This is a genomic window from Myxococcus qinghaiensis, assembly GCF_024198215.1.
Taxonomy (GTDB): domain Bacteria; phylum Myxococcota; class Myxococcia; order Myxococcales; family Myxococcaceae; genus Myxococcus; species Myxococcus qinghaiensis.
Map to the genome: position 1 here is coordinate 17768 of NZ_JAKCFA010000021.1, position 16521 is coordinate 34288.

The following is a 16521-nucleotide window of genomic DNA, read 5'->3' on the forward strand; positions in this document are numbered from 1 at the left end:
CCAGGGCGGCCTCCGGGCCTCCGAAGCTACATGCCCTCCCTTGCAGGATGGGCGTTCAGTGCCTAACTCCTCCCGGCATCCAGGAACCTGGATCTTCGCTCCGTGAGCGGGAGGCATCTTGTCGTCGAATCGCGACCCCGAAGAGCTCTTGACGCCGACGGAGGCCGGGCATGTCCTGGGCCTCTCGCCGGACACGGTGCGCGTGCTCTGTGACAAGGGCCGCCTGCCCGCGCTTCGCACCATGAGTGGCCGCCGGCTGGTGCGCCGGTGTGACGTCGAGCGCCTGGCCGAGGAGCGCCGCCGCAATGCTCCGCCCGCGAGGCCAGTGAACAGGACGTGACGCCCTCGCTCAGGTCACCCCGAGAGGCCCAGAGGCGAAGCTCCCGAAGATAGACAGCGAATCGTGGCACGGGGCTGCTCGTACGGGCCCGAAAAGGATGGCCCGTGAATTTGAAGAACGAGCGGCCCGAGACAGTCCCGCCGCCCGGCGGTGAAGCCGCGGTGTTGTTCGAGCTCATCTGGGCGTCGCTGGTCGACCTCCTGGGGACTCCGGCCACGGCGACCCTCCTGCGCCGCAGCCTGAAGCTCGCCGCGCGAAACGCGCCCGAACTCCAAGGCGTCTCCGTCAGCAGGGAGCGCTTCGAGTACTGCCTGGTCCTTCCCCCGGAGTGGCGGGACGGCACCCGTGGAACGCTGGACGGCCTGCGCGCGGTCGCACGTGAGCTGCAGCCGCTCCTGCAGGAGCTGACGGGTCCGGTGGTCATCCGCAGGCTCCGCGGGATTCCCGAAATCGAGCGCTGCCGCCTGTTTCCTCCAGAGGATGAGTCATGATTGCCAAGAAGACCTCTCTCGAGTTCGAGACCACGGGTGACGTGGCGCTGGACCGGATTCTCGGGGGCGGAATTCCCTCCCGCTCCATGGTGGTCATCGCCGGTGAGCCCGGGGCCGGGAAGACGGTGCTGACGCTCCAGATGCTCTTCCACGCGGCCCGGCAGGGAAAGAAGTGCCTCTACTTCACGACGCTCTCCGAGCCGGCCCTCAAGGTCATCCGCTACATGCAGCTGTTCGACTTCTTCGATGTCGAGCTGCTCGACAAGCAGGTCATCTTCGTGGACCTCGGCGCGTGCGTGCGCGAGGGGGCGGAGCGGACGCTCGCGGAGATTGAAGCGCGCGTCGAGAAGCATGAGCCGGGCTTCGTGGCCATCGACAGCTTTCGCGCCATTGGCGAGCTGCTCCAGCACCAGGGCATCGGGGCGCGGCCCTTCATCTATGACCTCGCGGTCCAGACGGCGAGCTGGGGCGCGACGACGCTGCTCGTCGGCGAATACACCCGGGACGAGTTCCCCGCCTTCGCCGAGTTCGCCGTGGCCGATGGCATCATCCGGCTGGGCAGTGAGCGACAGGAGCTCACCTCGGTGCGCGAGATGGAGGTCCTCAAGCTGCGCGGCGCGGGCTACACGTCGGGCCGGCACTTCTTCGACATCAGCAAGGCGGGCGTCTCTTTCTACCCGCGCGTGAGCACTCCCGAGGACACCCAGGTGCAGCCCAGCGCGGACGCGGGAGTGCGCGCCACCATGGGCGTCGAGGGCCTGGATGACCTGCTCGGCGGGGGGCTTCCGAGCGGAAGCGCGACGGTGGTGCAGGGCGGAACGGGGAGCGGAAAGACGCTGCTCAGTCTCCAGTTCCTCCTGGAGGGGGCCCGCAAGGGCGAGAAGGGCGTCCTCTTCACCCTGGAGGAGTCCCCCGACCAGCTCCGCACGATTGCCCGCAGCGTGGGATGGGACCTGGCCTCGTTCGAGGCGCAAGGCAAGCTGGTCATCAAGTATGCGTCACCCGTGGAGCTGTCGACGGACCGCTTCCTCTATGAGGCTCGCAAGGAGGTGCGCGAGCTGGGGGCCACCCGCGCGGTGTTCGACAGCCTGACCACCATGTCCCTGGGGGTGCCCTCGGACCGTCGCTACAAGGAGATGGTCTACGCCATCGCCAAGCACATGCGCGGGGCTGGCGTCACGCTCCTGATGACCGTCGAATCCGAGCAGCTGCTGGGCACCGCCTCCATCTCCGGTCACGGCGTGTCCTTCATCGCCGACAACCTCATCCAGCTTCGCTACGTGGAGATTGGCAACAGGCTCGAGCGGGCCATCTCGGTGCTCAAGGCCCGCGGCATCAAGCACAACTCCGAGCTTCGCTCGATGACCGTGGGAGCTGACGGCTTGAAGGTGATTGAAGGGCGCTTCAGGGACCTGCGAGGCGTGCTGACGGGCCTGCCCACCCGGGAGCCGAGGGAAGGCTCATGAGCGCCGACTACGAGGTCGAGCTGGGGCGCATCTCGCGGACGCTCTCCGAGATTGCTCGCACGCTCGAATCGGCCGACGGGGCCGAGGAGCGCGTCCAGCGCACGCTGGAGCTGACGCGGCAGCTGGTCCCCTATCGGCGGGTCTCGCTCCTGAGGGCGTTCGCGGGCACTCCGTACACGCTGTTCGTCGTCCCCGAGCTGCCCGCCGCGGAGCGCAACGCGCTGCTTTCGACGCTCACCCGGCTCTTCCGCCTCATCGCGCACTCCGACGAGATTGGACGCTCGTCGGATGCGAATCCGCACCTGACCTTGCCGTTGATGGGGCTGGACGAGGTCATCGGCCTGGTGCGCATGGAGCCGTCCGCGAACATCTCCTACGACGTGCAGCATCTTCGGCTGCTCTCGGTCATCGCGGCGCAGCTTGGCGCCTACTTGACGATGATAAAGCTGCGCGACGAGGACACGCAGCGGACCCGCGAGCTCGCCGCGGCCCATGACTTCCAGCAGATCCTCGTGGGCGTCGTCAGCCATGATTTGCGCAATCCGCTCTCGGTCATCACCACCGTGGCCTCCCATCTGTTGCGCAAGACGGAGGACCCCCAGCGGGCGAAGGCCATCGAGCGAGCCCTCCGAAGCGCGGAGCGCGCCAACCTCATCATCAACGACCTCCTGGACGTCACCCACGCTCGGGTGACCAGCCACCTGCCGGTGACGCGGCAGCGCATGGACCTCCTGGCGCTCCTCAAGGAGGCGATTGACGTCATGCGCCTGTCCAACCCCGGGCGGGAGCTTCAGCTGGTGACGGAGCAGGAGGCAGTCCCAGGCGACTGGGACCCTGGCCGCCTCATGCAGGTGGCGACCAACCTCATCACCAACGCCCTGCAGTACGGAGCCGCGCGAGCGCCCGTGTGCGTCACCCTCCAGGCGGACGACGACCAGGTCGTCCTCGCGGTGCACAACCAGGGGCCCGCGATTCCCACGGACCTGGTCCCGGTGCTCTTCAATCCCTTCCGACAGGGACAGCACGCCAGGCAGCGCATGGTGGGCGGAGGCCTGGGCCTCGGGCTCTACATCGTCGAGCAGATTGCTCGCAGCCACGGTGGCACGGTGGCCGTCCGCTCCTCCGAGGCCGAGGGGACGACCTTCACGGTGGTGCTCCCCCGGTCGGAGACGAGTCGGCGCGCGAGCGGAGACGCTTCCGCGCGGGGCGCTGAGCTTGGAGCCGAGCTCACGTCCACGGAGCGTGGGGGCGCTGTCTCCACCACGGTGATGGTGGTCGAGGACGAGGACGAAGTCCGGCTCGGCATCTCGGAGATTCTGGAGAGCAGGGGCTACAAGGTGGTGCTCGCGCCGAACGGCCAGGTGGCGCTCGAGCTGCTTCAACAGGGCCTGCGCCCCGGTCTCATCCTCCTGGACATTCGAATGCCCGTCATGGATGGCGAGGCGTTCTACAACGCCTGTCGTGACGACCCCGAGCTCTCCTCGATTCCGCTCCTGGTCATCTCCGCGGATGCCGCCACCGCCGTGAAGCTGACTCGCAGTGGCGCGTCGGGCTACCTGCCGAAGCCCGTCCAGCCGGAGACGCTGCTGCGCGCCATCGAGACCTACTCTCAATAGGCTTGTGCCCCGAAGCCCACCGCTTCGGGGCGAGGCCTCCAGGGGAGGCTACTGCTGCTGCTGCGGCGCGGCGGCGGCGGGGTCCATCCAGAAGCTCTCCCACTGGTGGCCGTCCAGGTCCTCGAAGCTGCGCTGGTACATGAAGCCGTGGTCCATCTTCTCCTTGGACTCCTTCGCGCCCGCCGCGAGCGCCTTCTCCATCAGCGCGTCGACGGCGGCCCGGCTGTCCACCGTCAGCGCGATGATGACCTCGGTCGACTTCGTGGCGTCGGAGATCTCCTTCTTGATGAAGCTCTTGAAGAAGGGCTTCACCAGCAGCATCGCGTAGATGTGCTCGTTGATGACCATGCACGTCGCGTTGGCGTCCGTGAACTGGGGGTTGAACGTGTAGCCCAGCTTCGTGAAGAAGCCGACCGAGCGCTCCAGCGACTCGACGGGGAGGTTGACGAAAATCTTGGTACCCATGGTGTGGCTCCTTCGAAAGGTTGGAAGAGGTGAACGCCGCCTTCAACCTCACGACGAACGTGTTTCCGGGAGATCGACACGGGATTTATTTTCCCCGGAGCGGCCCGTGACTCTACTCCCCTTGACGTTCTAGGGGAGCCGTCGGTACTGTCCCCTAGACACTCTAGGGGACTCGATGCAAGTCGACTTGCTGCAGGGCACGCTGGACATGCTCATCCTCAAGACGCTCACGGGCGGGCCCATGCATGGCTACGCGGTGGCGAGCTGGCTCCAGCGCACGACGGATGACGCGCTGTGTGTGGAGGAGGGTTCGCTGTACCCGGCGCTCCACCGGATGACGCGGCGGGGGTGGGTGAAGGCGGATTGGGGGGTGTCGGAGAACAACCGCCGCGCGAAGTTCTACACGCTGACGGCGGAGGGACGGCGGCAGCTGAAGGAGGAGTCCTCCTCCTGGGAGCGGCTGACGCAGGCCGTGGCCAAGGTGCTCCACGCCCAGCCGGCGACGCAGGGCGCTTGAGAGTGAGGACACCTGGCCATGCGCTGGATTGAAGACCGCTACCACGCGCTGCGCGCCCTGGTGCGGCGTGGGCAGTTGGAGACCGATGTCTCCGACGAGCTGGAGTTCCACCTCGCCATGCGCACCGAGGAGTACGTCGCGCGCGGCATGACGCCCGAGGCGGCGCGCGCGGAGGCGCTCAAGCGCTTCGGCAGCGTGGACGCCTATCGCCAGGAGACTCACATGATTGACCGGGGCCTGGCGCGCGAGGTGCGCCGCACGGAGCTGTGGGACATGGCCCGGCGTGAGACGCGGCAGGCGCTGCGCTCGCTCTCGCGCAGCCCGTCCTTCGCCTGGATGGCGGTGCTCACGCTGGCGCTGGGGCTGGGCGCGACGACGGCGCTGTACTCGGTGGTGGACGCGGTGGTGCTGCGCCCGCTGCCGTACGCGGCGCCGGAGCAGCTCGTCTGGCTCGACAGCCCGGTGCCCAAGCTGGGACCGGACGCGAAGTGGGACTTGTCCGAGGCGGGCTTCCACCACTTCGCCCGCGAGGCCCGCGCCTTCGCGTCGCTGGGGGCGTTCGACCAGTACAACGGCAGCCTCGCCGCTGACGACGGCGCGACCCGGGTGGACGTCGCCACGGTGTCGGCGGGAATGATGGACGTGCTGCGCGCCCGCCCGGCGCTCGGTCGTCTCATCACTCCGGACGTCGACACGCCCGGCTCCCCGCGCGTGGTGGTGCTGGGCCATGACTTCTGGGTGCGGCGGTACGGAGCGGACCCGCGCGTGGTCGGCACCTCGATTCGCCTGGACGACGAGCCCACGGAGGTCATCGGCGTCATGGCGCCGGGCCTCCATCTGCCGGATGACACCGTGGACCTCTGGGCGCCGCTGCGGATGGACCCGACGAGTCCGCCGGTGAACTCGCACTGGGTGCGCACCGTCGGCCGGCTGAGGGAGGGCTTCACCGTGGAGCAGGCCCAGGCCGAGCTCACCGGGCTGACGGGGCGCCTGCCGGAGCTGTTCCCCCGGGCGTACCAGGAGAGCTTCATTCGCGAGACAGGGTTCACCACGCGGGTGATGCCGCTCGCGCGACACGTGGTGGGCGACGTGGGCCGGGTGCTGTGGATTCTGCTCGGCTCGGTGGCCCTGGTGCTGCTCATCGCTTGCGCCAACGTGGCAAACCTCTTCCTCGTGCGCGCGGAGGCGCGCAGGCGCGAGCTGGCGGTGCGCTCCGCGCTGGGCGCCGGACGCGGGGACCTGGCCTGGCATGCGCTCACGGAGAGCCTGCTGCTGTGCGGGGTGGCGGGCGCGCTGGGACTGCTCCTCGCGCACGGGGCGCTGCGCCTGCTGGTGTCGCTGGAGCCGACGGGGCTGCCGCGCCTGCGGGAGGTGGGGCTGGGCTGGCACGGCGTCCTGTTCGCCAGCGGGCTGGCGCTGCTGGCCGGAGGGGTCTTCGGGCTCTTTCCGCTGCTGACGGGCAACAAGGACCTGGCGAGGCTGCGCGAGTCGGGGCGAGGGCTGACGGCCTCGCGCCGGAGCAACCTGGTGCGCGGAGGCATGGTGGTGGGGCAGGTGGGGCTGGCGGTGGTGCTGCTGGCCGCCGCGGGGGTGATGCTGCGCAGCTACTGGACGCTGCACCGCGTGGACCCGGGGCTCGACGCGAGGAACGTGCTCACGTTCGACATCGTGCTCCCGCGCACGCGCTATACGAACTACGACGAGGTGAACCGCTTCCACCGGGAGATGCTCGCGCGCATCGAGGCCCTGCCGGGCGTGACGAGCGCCAGCGTCTCCACCCACCTGCCGCTGCGGCGCTTCGGCGGGTGCGCGGCCATGGCCGCCGAGGGCCAGTCCACGGAGCCCAACAAGCAGCCCTGTGTCACGTCGCCGGGGGCGGCGCCGGGGTACTTCAAGGCCCTGGGAATCCCGCTGGTCCAGGGGCGCGAGTTCACCTGGGACGACCTGGAGCAGAAGGCGGACGGCGTGCTGGTGACGAAGGCGCTCGCCGAGCGGCTCTGGCCGGGACAGGACGCGCTGGGCAAGGGCATCCGGGGCAATGGCCTCGGGCCGCCGTACTACAGGGTCATCGGCGTGACGGGGCCGCTCAGGGCCCAGGGATTGGACAAGCCTCCCTCGGAGGCGGTGTTCTTCCCGCTTGCGCCGGCCGAGGGCCTTCCGCTGTGGGGGCCCCGTCGCTCTCCCACCGTGGTGGTGCGCACGGCGACCTCGCGCCCGGAGCTGCTCACGCCCGATATCCGGCGCATCCTGGCGGAGCTGGACGACACGGTGCCCATGGCCAACGTGGAGACGATGGAGCGCGTGGTGGCGAAGTCGCCGTCGGTGGCGCGGGCGTCCTTCACGCTGTTCCTGCTGGGCATCTCCGGGGGCATGGCGCTGCTGTTGAGCGCGGTGGGGCTCTACGGCGTCATCGCCTTCATCGTGGGACAGCGGCGCGGGGAGCTGGGCATCCGCCTGGCCCTGGGCGCCCGCGCGGCGCAGGTGGCCGGCATGGTGGTGCTCCAGTCACTGCGCTTCACGGGGCTGGGAATCGTCCTTGGGCTCTTGGGCGCGCTGGCGATGGGGCAGGTGCTCGGCGCGCTGCTCTTCGAGGTGAGCGCGGCGGACCCGCTCGTCCTCGCGGGTGTGTGCGGGCTGCTCGTCACCCTGGCCGTGCTGGCCAGCTACGGGCCCGCGCGCCGCGCCTCTCGCGTGGACCCGGCCGAGGTGCTGCGCTCGGAGTAGCCCGGGGTTGCCGCCATGCCGATGGCGGTCATTGGCCTGGTTTCACCCGAAGCCAGGACAGGGCCTGGAGGGACGAGAACCAGGCACCCGCGACGAGGAGGTGGCGCAGGTGGTTCAGCCGCGCCCAGAGCAGCGCGCTCTCCACGGACGCCGGGCTGTCGGGCGCCTGCATCAGCCGCATCATGGTGGGGATGAAGTACGAGAAGGTGAAGAGCCTGTCCACGAGCGCCACCAGCGCGGCCCCAAGCCACCAGAAGCGCAGCGGCCCCGTGGCGCGCGTGGCGAAGTAGAGGCTCGCCAGGGTGAGCAGCGTCAGCGGCCCGGTGCTGACGAAGGCCCAGAAGCGCCGCCCCACGTCGTCTTGTCGCGCCGCCTCCGCGAGCCAGTGCGCGTTCGTGGTGTCCAGCCACCTGGGAAGCACGATGCGGTGCTCGTAGAGCCCCGCGCCGAACGAGACGCCCAGGTTGAGCACGAAGAGCCACAGGAAGAGTTCCGCCGCCGACGGCTTCAGGTTCATCATGCGGGCAGGATGCGCCCCGTGGCGCGCGAGCGTCTTTCGTACCCTTGTGCTGTTTTTCTGAATCCTGCGGTGTTCCCCATGGACCCCCGACACGCCCTCCTCGCGCAGATTGGCGCCGACATCGTCCGCTTCCAGGATGCCTCCGCGGAGTTCGACGCGGCCGTCGGGGAGGTGCTCGCGCTCGGTCGCGCGGAGCTGGCGTGCCTGGCGCAGCTGCACTTCGGAGGTCCCACGCCCTTGAGCGCCGTCGCGCGAGGCACCGACGTGGCCCGGCTGGAGCTCGCCGGCTATGTCCGGCGGGAGGCCGCTGGAGGTGGCAGGCGGCTCGCGCTCACCGAGCATGCGCGCGAGTGGATTGAGACGCTCTGGGGGCCCCTCCGCGTGGATGGGTTCCAGTTGATGTCCGCCCTGCCGGATGCGGACCTGAAGCTCATCGCGGGCTTCCTGACCGCGGCCAGGGCGGTCCAGGACCGTCATGCCACTCGGGTGGCGAAGCTGCTCCAGGCCCCGGGAGGCTCGAGGGCGGCGCGACGGCGGGGTGGTCTCTCCGCCGCCGCGCTCCACCGCGTGCAGCTCTTCATCGAGGCGCACCTCGCGCGGAAGCTGCGCGTGGAGGAAATGGCCCAGCGCTCGGGGTTGAGCGTCTTCTACTTCACCCGCGCCTTCCGTCAGTCCATGGGGATGACGCCGCATGCCTACGTGCAGCAGCGGCGGGTGGAGCGGGCGCGTGAGTTGTTGAGCCGCACGTCCCGCTCTCTGGGCGACATCGCGCTGGAGGTCGGCTTCAGCTCGCAGAGCCACTTCACCACGGTCTTCCGCCGACTCACGGGGCTCACTCCCGCCGTCCTCCGGCGCGGGGGCGGGTGAGCCGCGCCGCGAGGGCGTGTCCTCGCGGCGCGGTCTGTTTCGATGAGCAGGCGCTGTCCGGCGGGCCTAGGTGGCGTCGGGCCTCGTCGCTGACACGGAGGCCTCCGGGACGTGCTGACGGCGTTGGAGGTGCCACAGCGAGGTCAACGTCACGCCGGCCATGAGCGACGCGTACCCCACCAGGGGCCACGCGGTGTCGCCGTCGAGCGCGACGACCAGCACCGTACCGAGGACGCCGACGATGAGGCTCTGGACGCAGAAGTAGAGGGCGACGGCCGTGCCCGCCATGGCGCCAAAGGCCTGGAGCGCGCCATTGGCGGTGACGGAGGCGGCGAACACGATACCGGCCGCGATGACCCACATCGGCGCGACGAAGGTCCAGAGTGACGGAGGCGCGAGGAGCTGCCCGGCGGCCAGCAGCGCCGCGCCGAGCAACAACAGGAGCATCCCCCGGGTGAGGCTTCCCGCGAGTCCCCACGTGCTCACGAAGCGCCTGGCGAAGCGTGTCGTGAGGATCATCGCGAGCGCGGCGGTGGCGAAGGCCAGGCTGAACCCGAGCTCGGAGAAGCCCGCCTGTCCGATGAGGACCCGGGGCGCCGTGGAGAAGAAGACGAAGAACGAGCCCATGGCCGCGCTGAATCCCAGGGTGTACGTCCAGAACGCGGCGCTGCGCAGGATGGGTCGGAACGCCACGCGCGGGTGTGTTCCGCCGGAGGGGCGCGTCTCGTGCCATCTCGGCAAGGCATTCAGCAGGGCCACCGTCGCCAGGAGGCCGAGGGTGACGAAGATGGCGCGCCATCCGAGGTGCTTCGCGAGCAGGGCCCCGGCGATGGGACCGAGCGCGGGAACGAAGGCCAGCATGGCGCTGAACAGGCTGTAGATGACCGTGCCCTCGGGCCGGTCCGCATAGACATCACGGACGGTCGCGAACGTGGCGACGAGGGCCGCGGACGCTCCCATGGCCTGCAGGAGCCGGAGGCCGACGAACATCGCGGCATCGGAGGTGCCCGCGAGCAGGAACGAGGCGGTCGCGAACGACAGCGCGCCTCCCAGGAGGACTCGACGCCGGCCGATGCGGTCCGACACGGGGCCAAACACCATCTGCCCGAGCCCGAGCACGGCCATGTAGAGGCTCAGCGTGAGCTGGATGATGGAGGGGGAGGTGTTGAGGATTCCGGTCATCGCCGGAACCACGGGCAGGTAGATGTCCATGGCCAGCGAGGCCAGGAGGTCGAAGGGGGCCATCAGCCACAGCGCTGCTGGCACGGAGTGCTTCCACGACAGGGTTTTGTAGTCAGGCACGATTGCATCCGCACAAATGAGGAACATCTGGCGGCGCTCTGCCTCTCCAGGAGAACTGGGATGAGCTGGTGCAGAGGGCCGCGGCAACGGTTGACGTGTCGCCGCGGCTCACTCATCTGCGGATTCGGCTGTTCCCATCCGGCTGGCTCCTACGGGCGTCGTGTCTGCGCACGAAGGCCGGGTGCGGGTATAGCAACCGTGACGGTGCTGCTCAACCCGCCGGTCGGGTGCTCAGCCGCACCACAGGGGAACGCATTCCTCGTTCCGGCAGGCACTGGAAGGCGCGCAGTCCCTGCTCTCCGCACAGAAATCTTCCTCGGGGCCGTGAGCCAGACACACGGAGGGGAGGAGGCTCAACTTGCAGCGGGCCTGCAGGCAGTCGACGTACTCCCCGTTCAATCCACCGAGGTAGCCACAAGAGGAGCCAGCCTTCGGCGCCGAGACACAGGTCTGGGACCCCAAGTCGCAATAGGAGAGCGGCGCGCAATCCAAGGCGCCCGGCTCACACGCCTCTCCCAGTGCCTTCACGGCACGGCACTCCTTGGGAGAATCCTTTCCCAAGGAGGGCTGTTTCCTCGCACATCGGTACCGGAGCGAGCACTGCTCGTCGTCCGTACAAGGGCCCTCCGTCCTGCGCACGACGCAGCGTTCATTGTCGCACTGCGTATCCGAGTCCGACGAACACTTCACTCCCAAGGCACAGCGTCCGCCCGACCCCACGTCGAGGAGACACTGTCCGCCTGAGCAGGATGCGCCCTTTTCACACCGTTCCTGTGCGGTACACGCCGCGCTGGCGGGGATGTATGCGCGGCACACGCCGGGACACCCTTCGGTGGGTTTGGTGTCGCACCACCCGCCCTGGCAGTCGGCGGTGTTCGCACACGAGCCTCCCGTGGCCACCAGGGGCGTGAAGGCAGGGCAGTCCTCCAGCAGTGTTCCTTGTGCAAGCGCCTCGAGATGTCGCTCTCCCTCGACATTCGTCTCCTCGAGGCTGAACTCTCCACAGGCCTTTGTCCGGAGGTGTTGCACGCATGCGCCAAACTCCTCGGGCCGGAACACCTGTCGCCCCGCCGCCACGCTCGCTTCGACCGAGCGACATACGACGTCCGGGTCCAGCAGTCGCACGAAGTCCTCCACGGTTCCGCCCAGGCACTCGCTCGCGCGGGACGCGACAGTCCGAATCGCCATGTCACAGGACTCGTGCAGCATCTGCGTCGTCCGCACCCCATCGACACACACCGCCTCCTGCCCACAGTGCTGTGAAGGGAGGCACTGGAGGTCGTCCAGACACGGCACCGGCGAGAGCTGAACGGAGCAGCCCAACCACAACACACCCAGCACCATCCAGACCGCGCGCATGTCAGAAGCTCCCCTCGACGAAGAAGAGGGTGACGCCCGCGGCCGCCGCCACGCCCGCCACGCCATACAGGACGTTCGCCGTCCGTGACTTGCCTTGCGCCGAGTCGTGCAGCCGCTGGACCTCGGCCCCCTCATGCGGACGGCGGGTCAGCTCCCGCGCATCGGCGCGCGCCATGCTCCCGAGCAGCACCGCTCCCGCTGTCGCCGCCCCGGTCGCTCCAGCGGCCACCCAGGTCCAGATTCGCCCCCGCGAAGGTGCTTCCTCCGTGACGACAGACACCGGTCCGGTGGCCACTGCCGGTGTCGGCGTGAGCGCCAGCTGCAACTGGATGGGTTCGCCCGCGCGCACCTCCAGCCCTCGCTTCAGGGACAGGTGGTCCGGCAGGGTCAGCTCCAGCTCATGTCTGCCCACGCCCACCGGCCCGCTCCAGGGTGTCTGCCCACGGGCCTGACCATCCAGCAGCACCTGGGCCCCCGAGGGCTCGCTGGCCACCGTCACAAGCGGCCGACGCGTGGCCTCCAGCCGTGTCTCCAGGTTGGCGATGAGGTTCTGGACCCCCTCCCGGTCCTGCGCCTTGGGCACCAGTCGCAGGTACTCGCGATAGGAGCTCAGCGCCTTGTCCAGCGCACCGAGCTTCTCGTAGCACTGGCCGAGGTTGTAGAGCACCACGCCGTTGGGCACCCGCCCATACGCCTCCTCGAAGGCCGTCGCGGCCTCGGCGTAGCGAGCCTGGTCATAGAGGCGGGTTCCTCGCTCGAAGGCACGGCGTGCCTCGGTCCGAGCAGCGGCATTGGCCGCGACCGCTGGCGTGCCCGTCAGGGTCAACAACAGCGCGAGAAGGACGCGAGACGTGGCTTTGGAGGGGGAAATCATCATCATCGGCTCAGAAGGGGTTGGGCTTGAGCTCCCGCACCTTCTTCAGCTCGGAAGCGGGCGGTTTGGGAGCTCGCGGCGCGGGCAGCTTCTTCAACGTCACGTCCACCTGTCCGCTCGGCGGAAGGCGTTCCACGGAGGCCGGGGCATGCCCTGCCAGTGAGATGACCCACGGTCCTCTGTCTTCCGTGCTGTCCAGCTCCAGTGGCGTCATCCCGAGGACGCGGCCTCCCACGCTCACCGTGGCGCCCGGAGGCTCGGAGATGATGGACACACGAAGCGGAGGTGCTGGTGTCGGAGCCTGCACCGGGGCTGATGGCGAGGGGGTCGGAGGAGGCGGGCGCGCGGCGACTGGAGGCGCTGTCTCCGGAGCTGCCTGCGTCACCGTCATCGGAGGCTTGTGATGGACGAGCAGCCAGGCTGAGGTGCCGAGCAAGGCCAGCACTCCCCCCGCCATCACCCACCGCCAGGCCCGCTGCGAGGACGAGGTGCGCTCAGGCGCCGCCACCGGGACAATGGCCGGCGGCCCCGTCATGGGAGCTGAGGTCTCGACCCGTCCTGTCACCCGTTCGAGCGGCCGGGCCTCAGACGCGAGCGCCTCCAGCTCCACGCGGAAGCGCGCCATGGAGGGGCGTACTTGGGGCTCCTTGGCGAGTGCCCGCAGCACCAGCGCATCCAGCGCTTCGGGCAGGCCCAGGTCCGGGCGTCGCAGGCTGGGGGGCTCCACCTTCGCCTCCAGGTGCTGGAGCATGGTGGCGAAGGAGTTCTCCCCATGGAAGGGAGGCGTGCCGGTGAGCAGCTTGTAGGCGAGGGCGCCCACGGCGTAGACGTCCGTGTGCGGACCCACCGCGCCGCCAGAGACCTGCTCGGGCGCCATGTAGTCCGCGGTGCCCAGGATGGCGCCCGTCTCGGTGAGCCTCTCCCCCTCCGGCAGGTTCATCTTGGAGATGCCGAAGTCCACCACCTTGACGAAGTCCGGCCTGCCTTCGCGCGACACCATCATCACGTTCTGCGCCTTCACGTCGCGGTGGATGATTCCGCGCGCGTGCGCCGCCTCCAGCGCCCGGCATATCTGCGCGAGGATGGGGGCGGCCCTCGCCAGTGACAGGACACGCTCACGCCGCAGCAGCGCGCCCAGGCTCTGGCCTTCCAACAACTCCATCACATAGAAGAGCTCGCCGCTGGTGGTGCGCCCCAGGTCCGTCACGTCGACGATGTGCTCATGGCCAATCTGGCTGGCGGCAATCGCTTCCAGCTCGAAGCGGCGACAGAAGGTGGCATCGCGAGACAGCTCACCCCGCAACACCTTCACCGCCACGCGCTTGCCCAACCCCATGTGCTCGGCCAGGTAGACGACGCCCATGGCCCCCTCGCCCAGGGGAGACAGGAGCCGGTAGCGCCCCTGGAGCACCATGGGCAACAAGGCGTCGCCATCCTGGGCGCAGAAGACGATTCCCTCCCCATATTCGCTCTGGCACCTCGGGCACCGCGGCATCGTGGAGCGGGACGTTAGCACGCGGGACATTCCTCGCAGGTGACTCAGCGCACCGCGTGTTTGCGCAAGAGCTTGATGACGTGGGCCCGGTCTACCTCGGCTTCGCGAGCCATCTGACTCACATTGCCACCCGCGGCGCTCAGGCGCTGGCGCAGGTACGTCTCCTCGAAGTGGGCCAGCCAGGCCTCCTTCGCGTCCTTGTATGGGAGGTCCACGCGCACCGACGGCGTGCCCTGCGCGGAGAGCGGCGGCGCCGAGCCCTGGACGAACGCCGCATCCAGCGCGCCGGACATGGCCACGCTGCGCTCCACGAAGTTGCGCAGCTCGCGCACGTTGCCTCGCCAGGGCATGGACATGAGCTGATGCAGCGTCTCCGCGCCGGGCGGCGTGTACGGGCGCGGCGGCAGCCCGAGCGTGCGGAAGGTCTCCTCCCACAGGTGCAGGAGCAGCAGTGACAGGTCCTCCAGATGGGCCCGCAGCGGGGGCACCGTCACCATGCCCACCGCGAGGCGGAAGTACAGGTCCTCCCGGAACCCGCCCCGATTGACGGCGGCGCGCAGGTCCCTGTGCGTGGCGGCCACGAAGCGCACGTCCACGGGCCGGAAGGCATCCGCTCCCACGCGCTTCACCTGGCGACGCTCCAGCGCGCGCAGCAGGCGGGGCTGCACCGCGAGAGGGAGCTCGCCAATCTCGTCGAGGAAGAGCGTCCCGCCTTGCGCGGCCTCGAACGCCCCGCGCCGCTCGTGGGTGGCGCCGGTGAAGGAGCCCTTCTCATGGCCGAACAGCTCGCTCTCCACCAGCTCCGCGGGGATGGAGCCGCAGTCCACCACCACGAAGGGGCCGGAGGCGCGCGGGCTCTGCTGATGGAGCGCCTCCGCCACCAGCTCCTTGCCCGTGCCGCTCTCGCCCTCGATGAGCACGGTGGCATCCGTGACGGCCAGCCGCGCGAGCCGCGCGAACAACGCCCGCATCGCCGGGCCCTCTCCCACCAGTCGTCCAAAGCGTGGCTCGGGGTGGAGCGGCACCACGTCCTGCTCGGCCACCCAGGTGAAGCGCACGGAGGTGTTGCCGAAGGCCAGCGTGGAGCCATCCACCACGAAGGCGTCCATCGTCCGGACGTGGTCCACCCGCGTGCCGTTGGTGCTCTCCAAATCCCTGAGCCGGTAGCCGCCGCGCTCCCTCACCAGCTCCGCATGGAAGCGGGACACGGTGGGGTCGGTCAGCACCAGGTTGTTTCCCGGCGCGCTGCCGATGGTGAGCGTCTCGGAGGAGGAGGCCACCTCCGCGCCCGCGTCCGGGCCCACGGAGACCTGGAGCCGCACCCGCCGGACGGACAGCCCCCCCGTCATGTCCTGGGAGGCGATGACCTCGGTATGCCCTGACATGTCTGTGTTCATTTCCTTGTCACGGCGCAAAGCCTGTCCGACGCCAGGGAAGCCGCCGCTTCATGACTCCTCCTCACGCAGCGCGAGCAGTACGGCCGAGAATGGACCGCGGTGACTTGCCTCACGTGAGGCGCCAGGCGCCGTGGCTTCCGAGGCGAGCGTCTCCGCCACCATCTCCGCCACGCGCCAGGGCTGCTCACTCTCTCCCTGGCTGTCCACGGCCGCCAGCGCCCGCGCCATCTCGCCCGCGGAGGTGTAGCGCTCCGCGGGGTGTCGCCGCAGGGCGCGCAGCAGCACGTCCGCGAGGGCGGGGCCCGCCGCGCGCCGCAGGTCCTCCGTGGGCGCGAGCCGCGCATCCCGCACGGCGAGCAGGAGCTGCGCGTCATTGGTGGCGGAGAACGGCCCCTGGCCCACCACCGCTTCATGGAGGAGCACCGCGAGCGAGAAGAGGTCCGCGCGGCCGTCGAGCGGCCCGCCCTGGACCTGCTCGGGGGACATGTACCGGAGCCTGCCGCGCGTGCTGCCCGGCGCGGTGTGCGAGCGAGTCCGCAGGCCCTTGGCGATACCGAAGTCCGCCAGCTTCACGTCCCCGGTGCGGCCCAGCAGCACGTTGGCCGGGCTGATGTCCCGGTGGACGATGCCGAGCAGCTCGCCCCGGGAGTCGCGCAGGCCATGCACATGCTCCAGCGCGTGAAGCAGGCTCAGCCCCACGTAGCGCACCAGCGGTGGAGGCAACGCGCGCTTCGCGGCGAGGACGCGGCCCAGGTCGACACCGTCCACGTATTCCAGCACCAGGTAGGGGCTGCCGTGCTCCACGCCGTAATCCAGCGCGGAGACGACATGCCCATGCCCGAAGGTGGCCATGAGGCGGGCTTCCTCGGCGAACATCTGTCGGTAGGTCTCCTGGGCGGCGAGCCCCGGCAGCATGCGTTTGATGACCACGGGCTTCTCGAAGCCGTCAGGCCCGGGGAGCACCGCGAGGAACAACTCCGCCATCCCACCGCGCGCAAGACGCGAGCACAGCCGATATCGGCCGAGCCTCTCGGGTTGCTCTGGAAGCTCCGCCACATGCGCAGCATATCCGGAGATTTCCGCGAAGG

The 16521-nt window shown here is 69.4% G+C and carries 14 protein-coding genes; 7 read left to right on the plus strand and 7 right to left on the minus strand.

Features of this window, described 5'->3' with window-relative positions:
• Positions 1-118 precede the first annotated feature (118 nt).
• The 4 genes from LZ199_RS33025 (at position 119) to LZ199_RS33040 (ending at position 3913) form a co-directional block, all read left to right on the plus strand.
• Complete coding sequence (locus LZ199_RS33025; RefSeq protein WP_253997732.1) at positions 119-340, plus strand: helix-turn-helix domain-containing protein; 222 nt, start codon at positions 119-121, stop codon at positions 338-340.
• Positions 341-444: 104 nt separating this feature from the next.
• Entirely contained in the window at positions 445-831 is a 387-nt protein-coding gene (locus LZ199_RS33030) for a hypothetical protein (protein WP_253997733.1), read from the plus strand.
• Positions 828-2297, plus strand: a complete 1470-nt coding sequence (locus LZ199_RS33035; RefSeq protein ID WP_253997734.1) for an ATPase domain-containing protein — start codon at positions 828-830, stop codon at positions 2295-2297. Before LZ199_RS33030 ends, LZ199_RS33035 begins: the two co-directional genes overlap by 4 nt.
• Entirely contained in the window at positions 2294-3913 is a 1620-nt protein-coding gene (locus LZ199_RS33040) for a hybrid sensor histidine kinase/response regulator (protein ID WP_253997735.1), read from the plus strand. The genes LZ199_RS33035 and LZ199_RS33040 overlap by 4 nt, the downstream gene beginning before the upstream one ends.
• A 48-nt stretch (positions 3914-3961) precedes the next feature.
• Here LZ199_RS33040 and LZ199_RS33045 read toward each other — a convergent pair whose 3' ends face one another.
• On the minus strand, positions 3962-4378 hold the full coding sequence (locus LZ199_RS33045) for a VOC family protein (protein ID WP_253997736.1): 417 nt from the start codon (positions 4376-4378) through the stop codon (positions 3962-3964).
• Positions 4379-4553: 175 nt separating this feature from the next.
• Here LZ199_RS33045 and LZ199_RS33050 point away from each other — a divergent pair, with 175 nt between their 5' ends.
• Together LZ199_RS33050 and LZ199_RS33055 are read left to right on the plus strand one after the other, a co-directional pair.
• Positions 4554-4895, plus strand: a complete 342-nt coding sequence (locus LZ199_RS33050; RefSeq protein WP_253997737.1) for a PadR family transcriptional regulator — start codon at positions 4554-4556, stop codon at positions 4893-4895.
• Between the two features lie 18 nt (positions 4896-4913).
• Entirely contained in the window at positions 4914-7619 is a 2706-nt protein-coding gene (locus LZ199_RS33055) for an ABC transporter permease (RefSeq protein ID WP_253997738.1), read from the plus strand.
• A 28-nt stretch (positions 7620-7647) separates the two neighbouring features.
• Here the strand turns inward: LZ199_RS33055 and LZ199_RS33060 are convergent, their stop codons facing one another.
• Positions 7648-8139 carry a DUF1772 domain-containing protein gene (locus LZ199_RS33060; RefSeq protein WP_253997739.1) on the minus strand — a complete coding sequence of 164 codons (492 nt, stop codon included), beginning with the start codon at positions 8137-8139 and terminating at the stop codon, positions 7648-7650.
• Positions 8140-8217: 78 nt separating this feature from the next.
• Between LZ199_RS33060 and LZ199_RS33065 the strand changes: the two genes are divergently transcribed.
• Positions 8218-9006, plus strand: coding sequence for a helix-turn-helix domain-containing protein (locus tag LZ199_RS33065; RefSeq protein WP_253997740.1), 789 nt, complete (start codon positions 8218-8220; stop codon positions 9004-9006).
• A 66-nt stretch (positions 9007-9072) separates the two neighbouring features.
• On the opposite strand, the gene cml is transcribed toward LZ199_RS33065, so the two are convergent.
• The 5 genes from cml to LZ199_RS33090 form a co-directional block, all read right to left on the minus strand.
• Positions 9073-10308, minus strand: coding sequence for a CmlA/FloR family chloramphenicol efflux MFS transporter (gene cml / locus LZ199_RS33070; RefSeq protein ID WP_323390038.1), 1236 nt, complete (start codon positions 10306-10308; stop codon positions 9073-9075).
• Positions 10309-11668: 1360 nt separating this feature from the next.
• Complete coding sequence (locus tag LZ199_RS33075; RefSeq protein WP_253997741.1) at positions 11669-12541, minus strand: PEGA domain-containing protein; 873 nt, start codon at positions 12539-12541, stop codon at positions 11669-11671.
• A gap of 10 nt (positions 12542-12551) precedes the next feature.
• Positions 12552-13955, minus strand: a complete 1404-nt coding sequence (locus LZ199_RS33080) for a serine/threonine-protein kinase (RefSeq protein ID WP_253997862.1) — start codon at positions 13953-13955, stop codon at positions 12552-12554.
• 125 nt (positions 13956-14080) lie between these two features.
• Positions 14081-15421 (minus strand): sigma 54-interacting transcriptional regulator, encoded by a 1341-nt coding sequence (locus LZ199_RS33085; RefSeq protein WP_253997742.1) that lies wholly within the window; start codon positions 15419-15421, stop codon positions 14081-14083.
• Between the two features lie 60 nt (positions 15422-15481).
• A complete protein-coding gene (locus tag LZ199_RS33090; RefSeq protein ID WP_323390040.1) occupies positions 15482-16489 on the minus strand; it encodes a serine/threonine-protein kinase in 1008 nt (335 codons plus the stop codon).
• Positions 16490-16521: the final 32 nt, after the last annotated feature.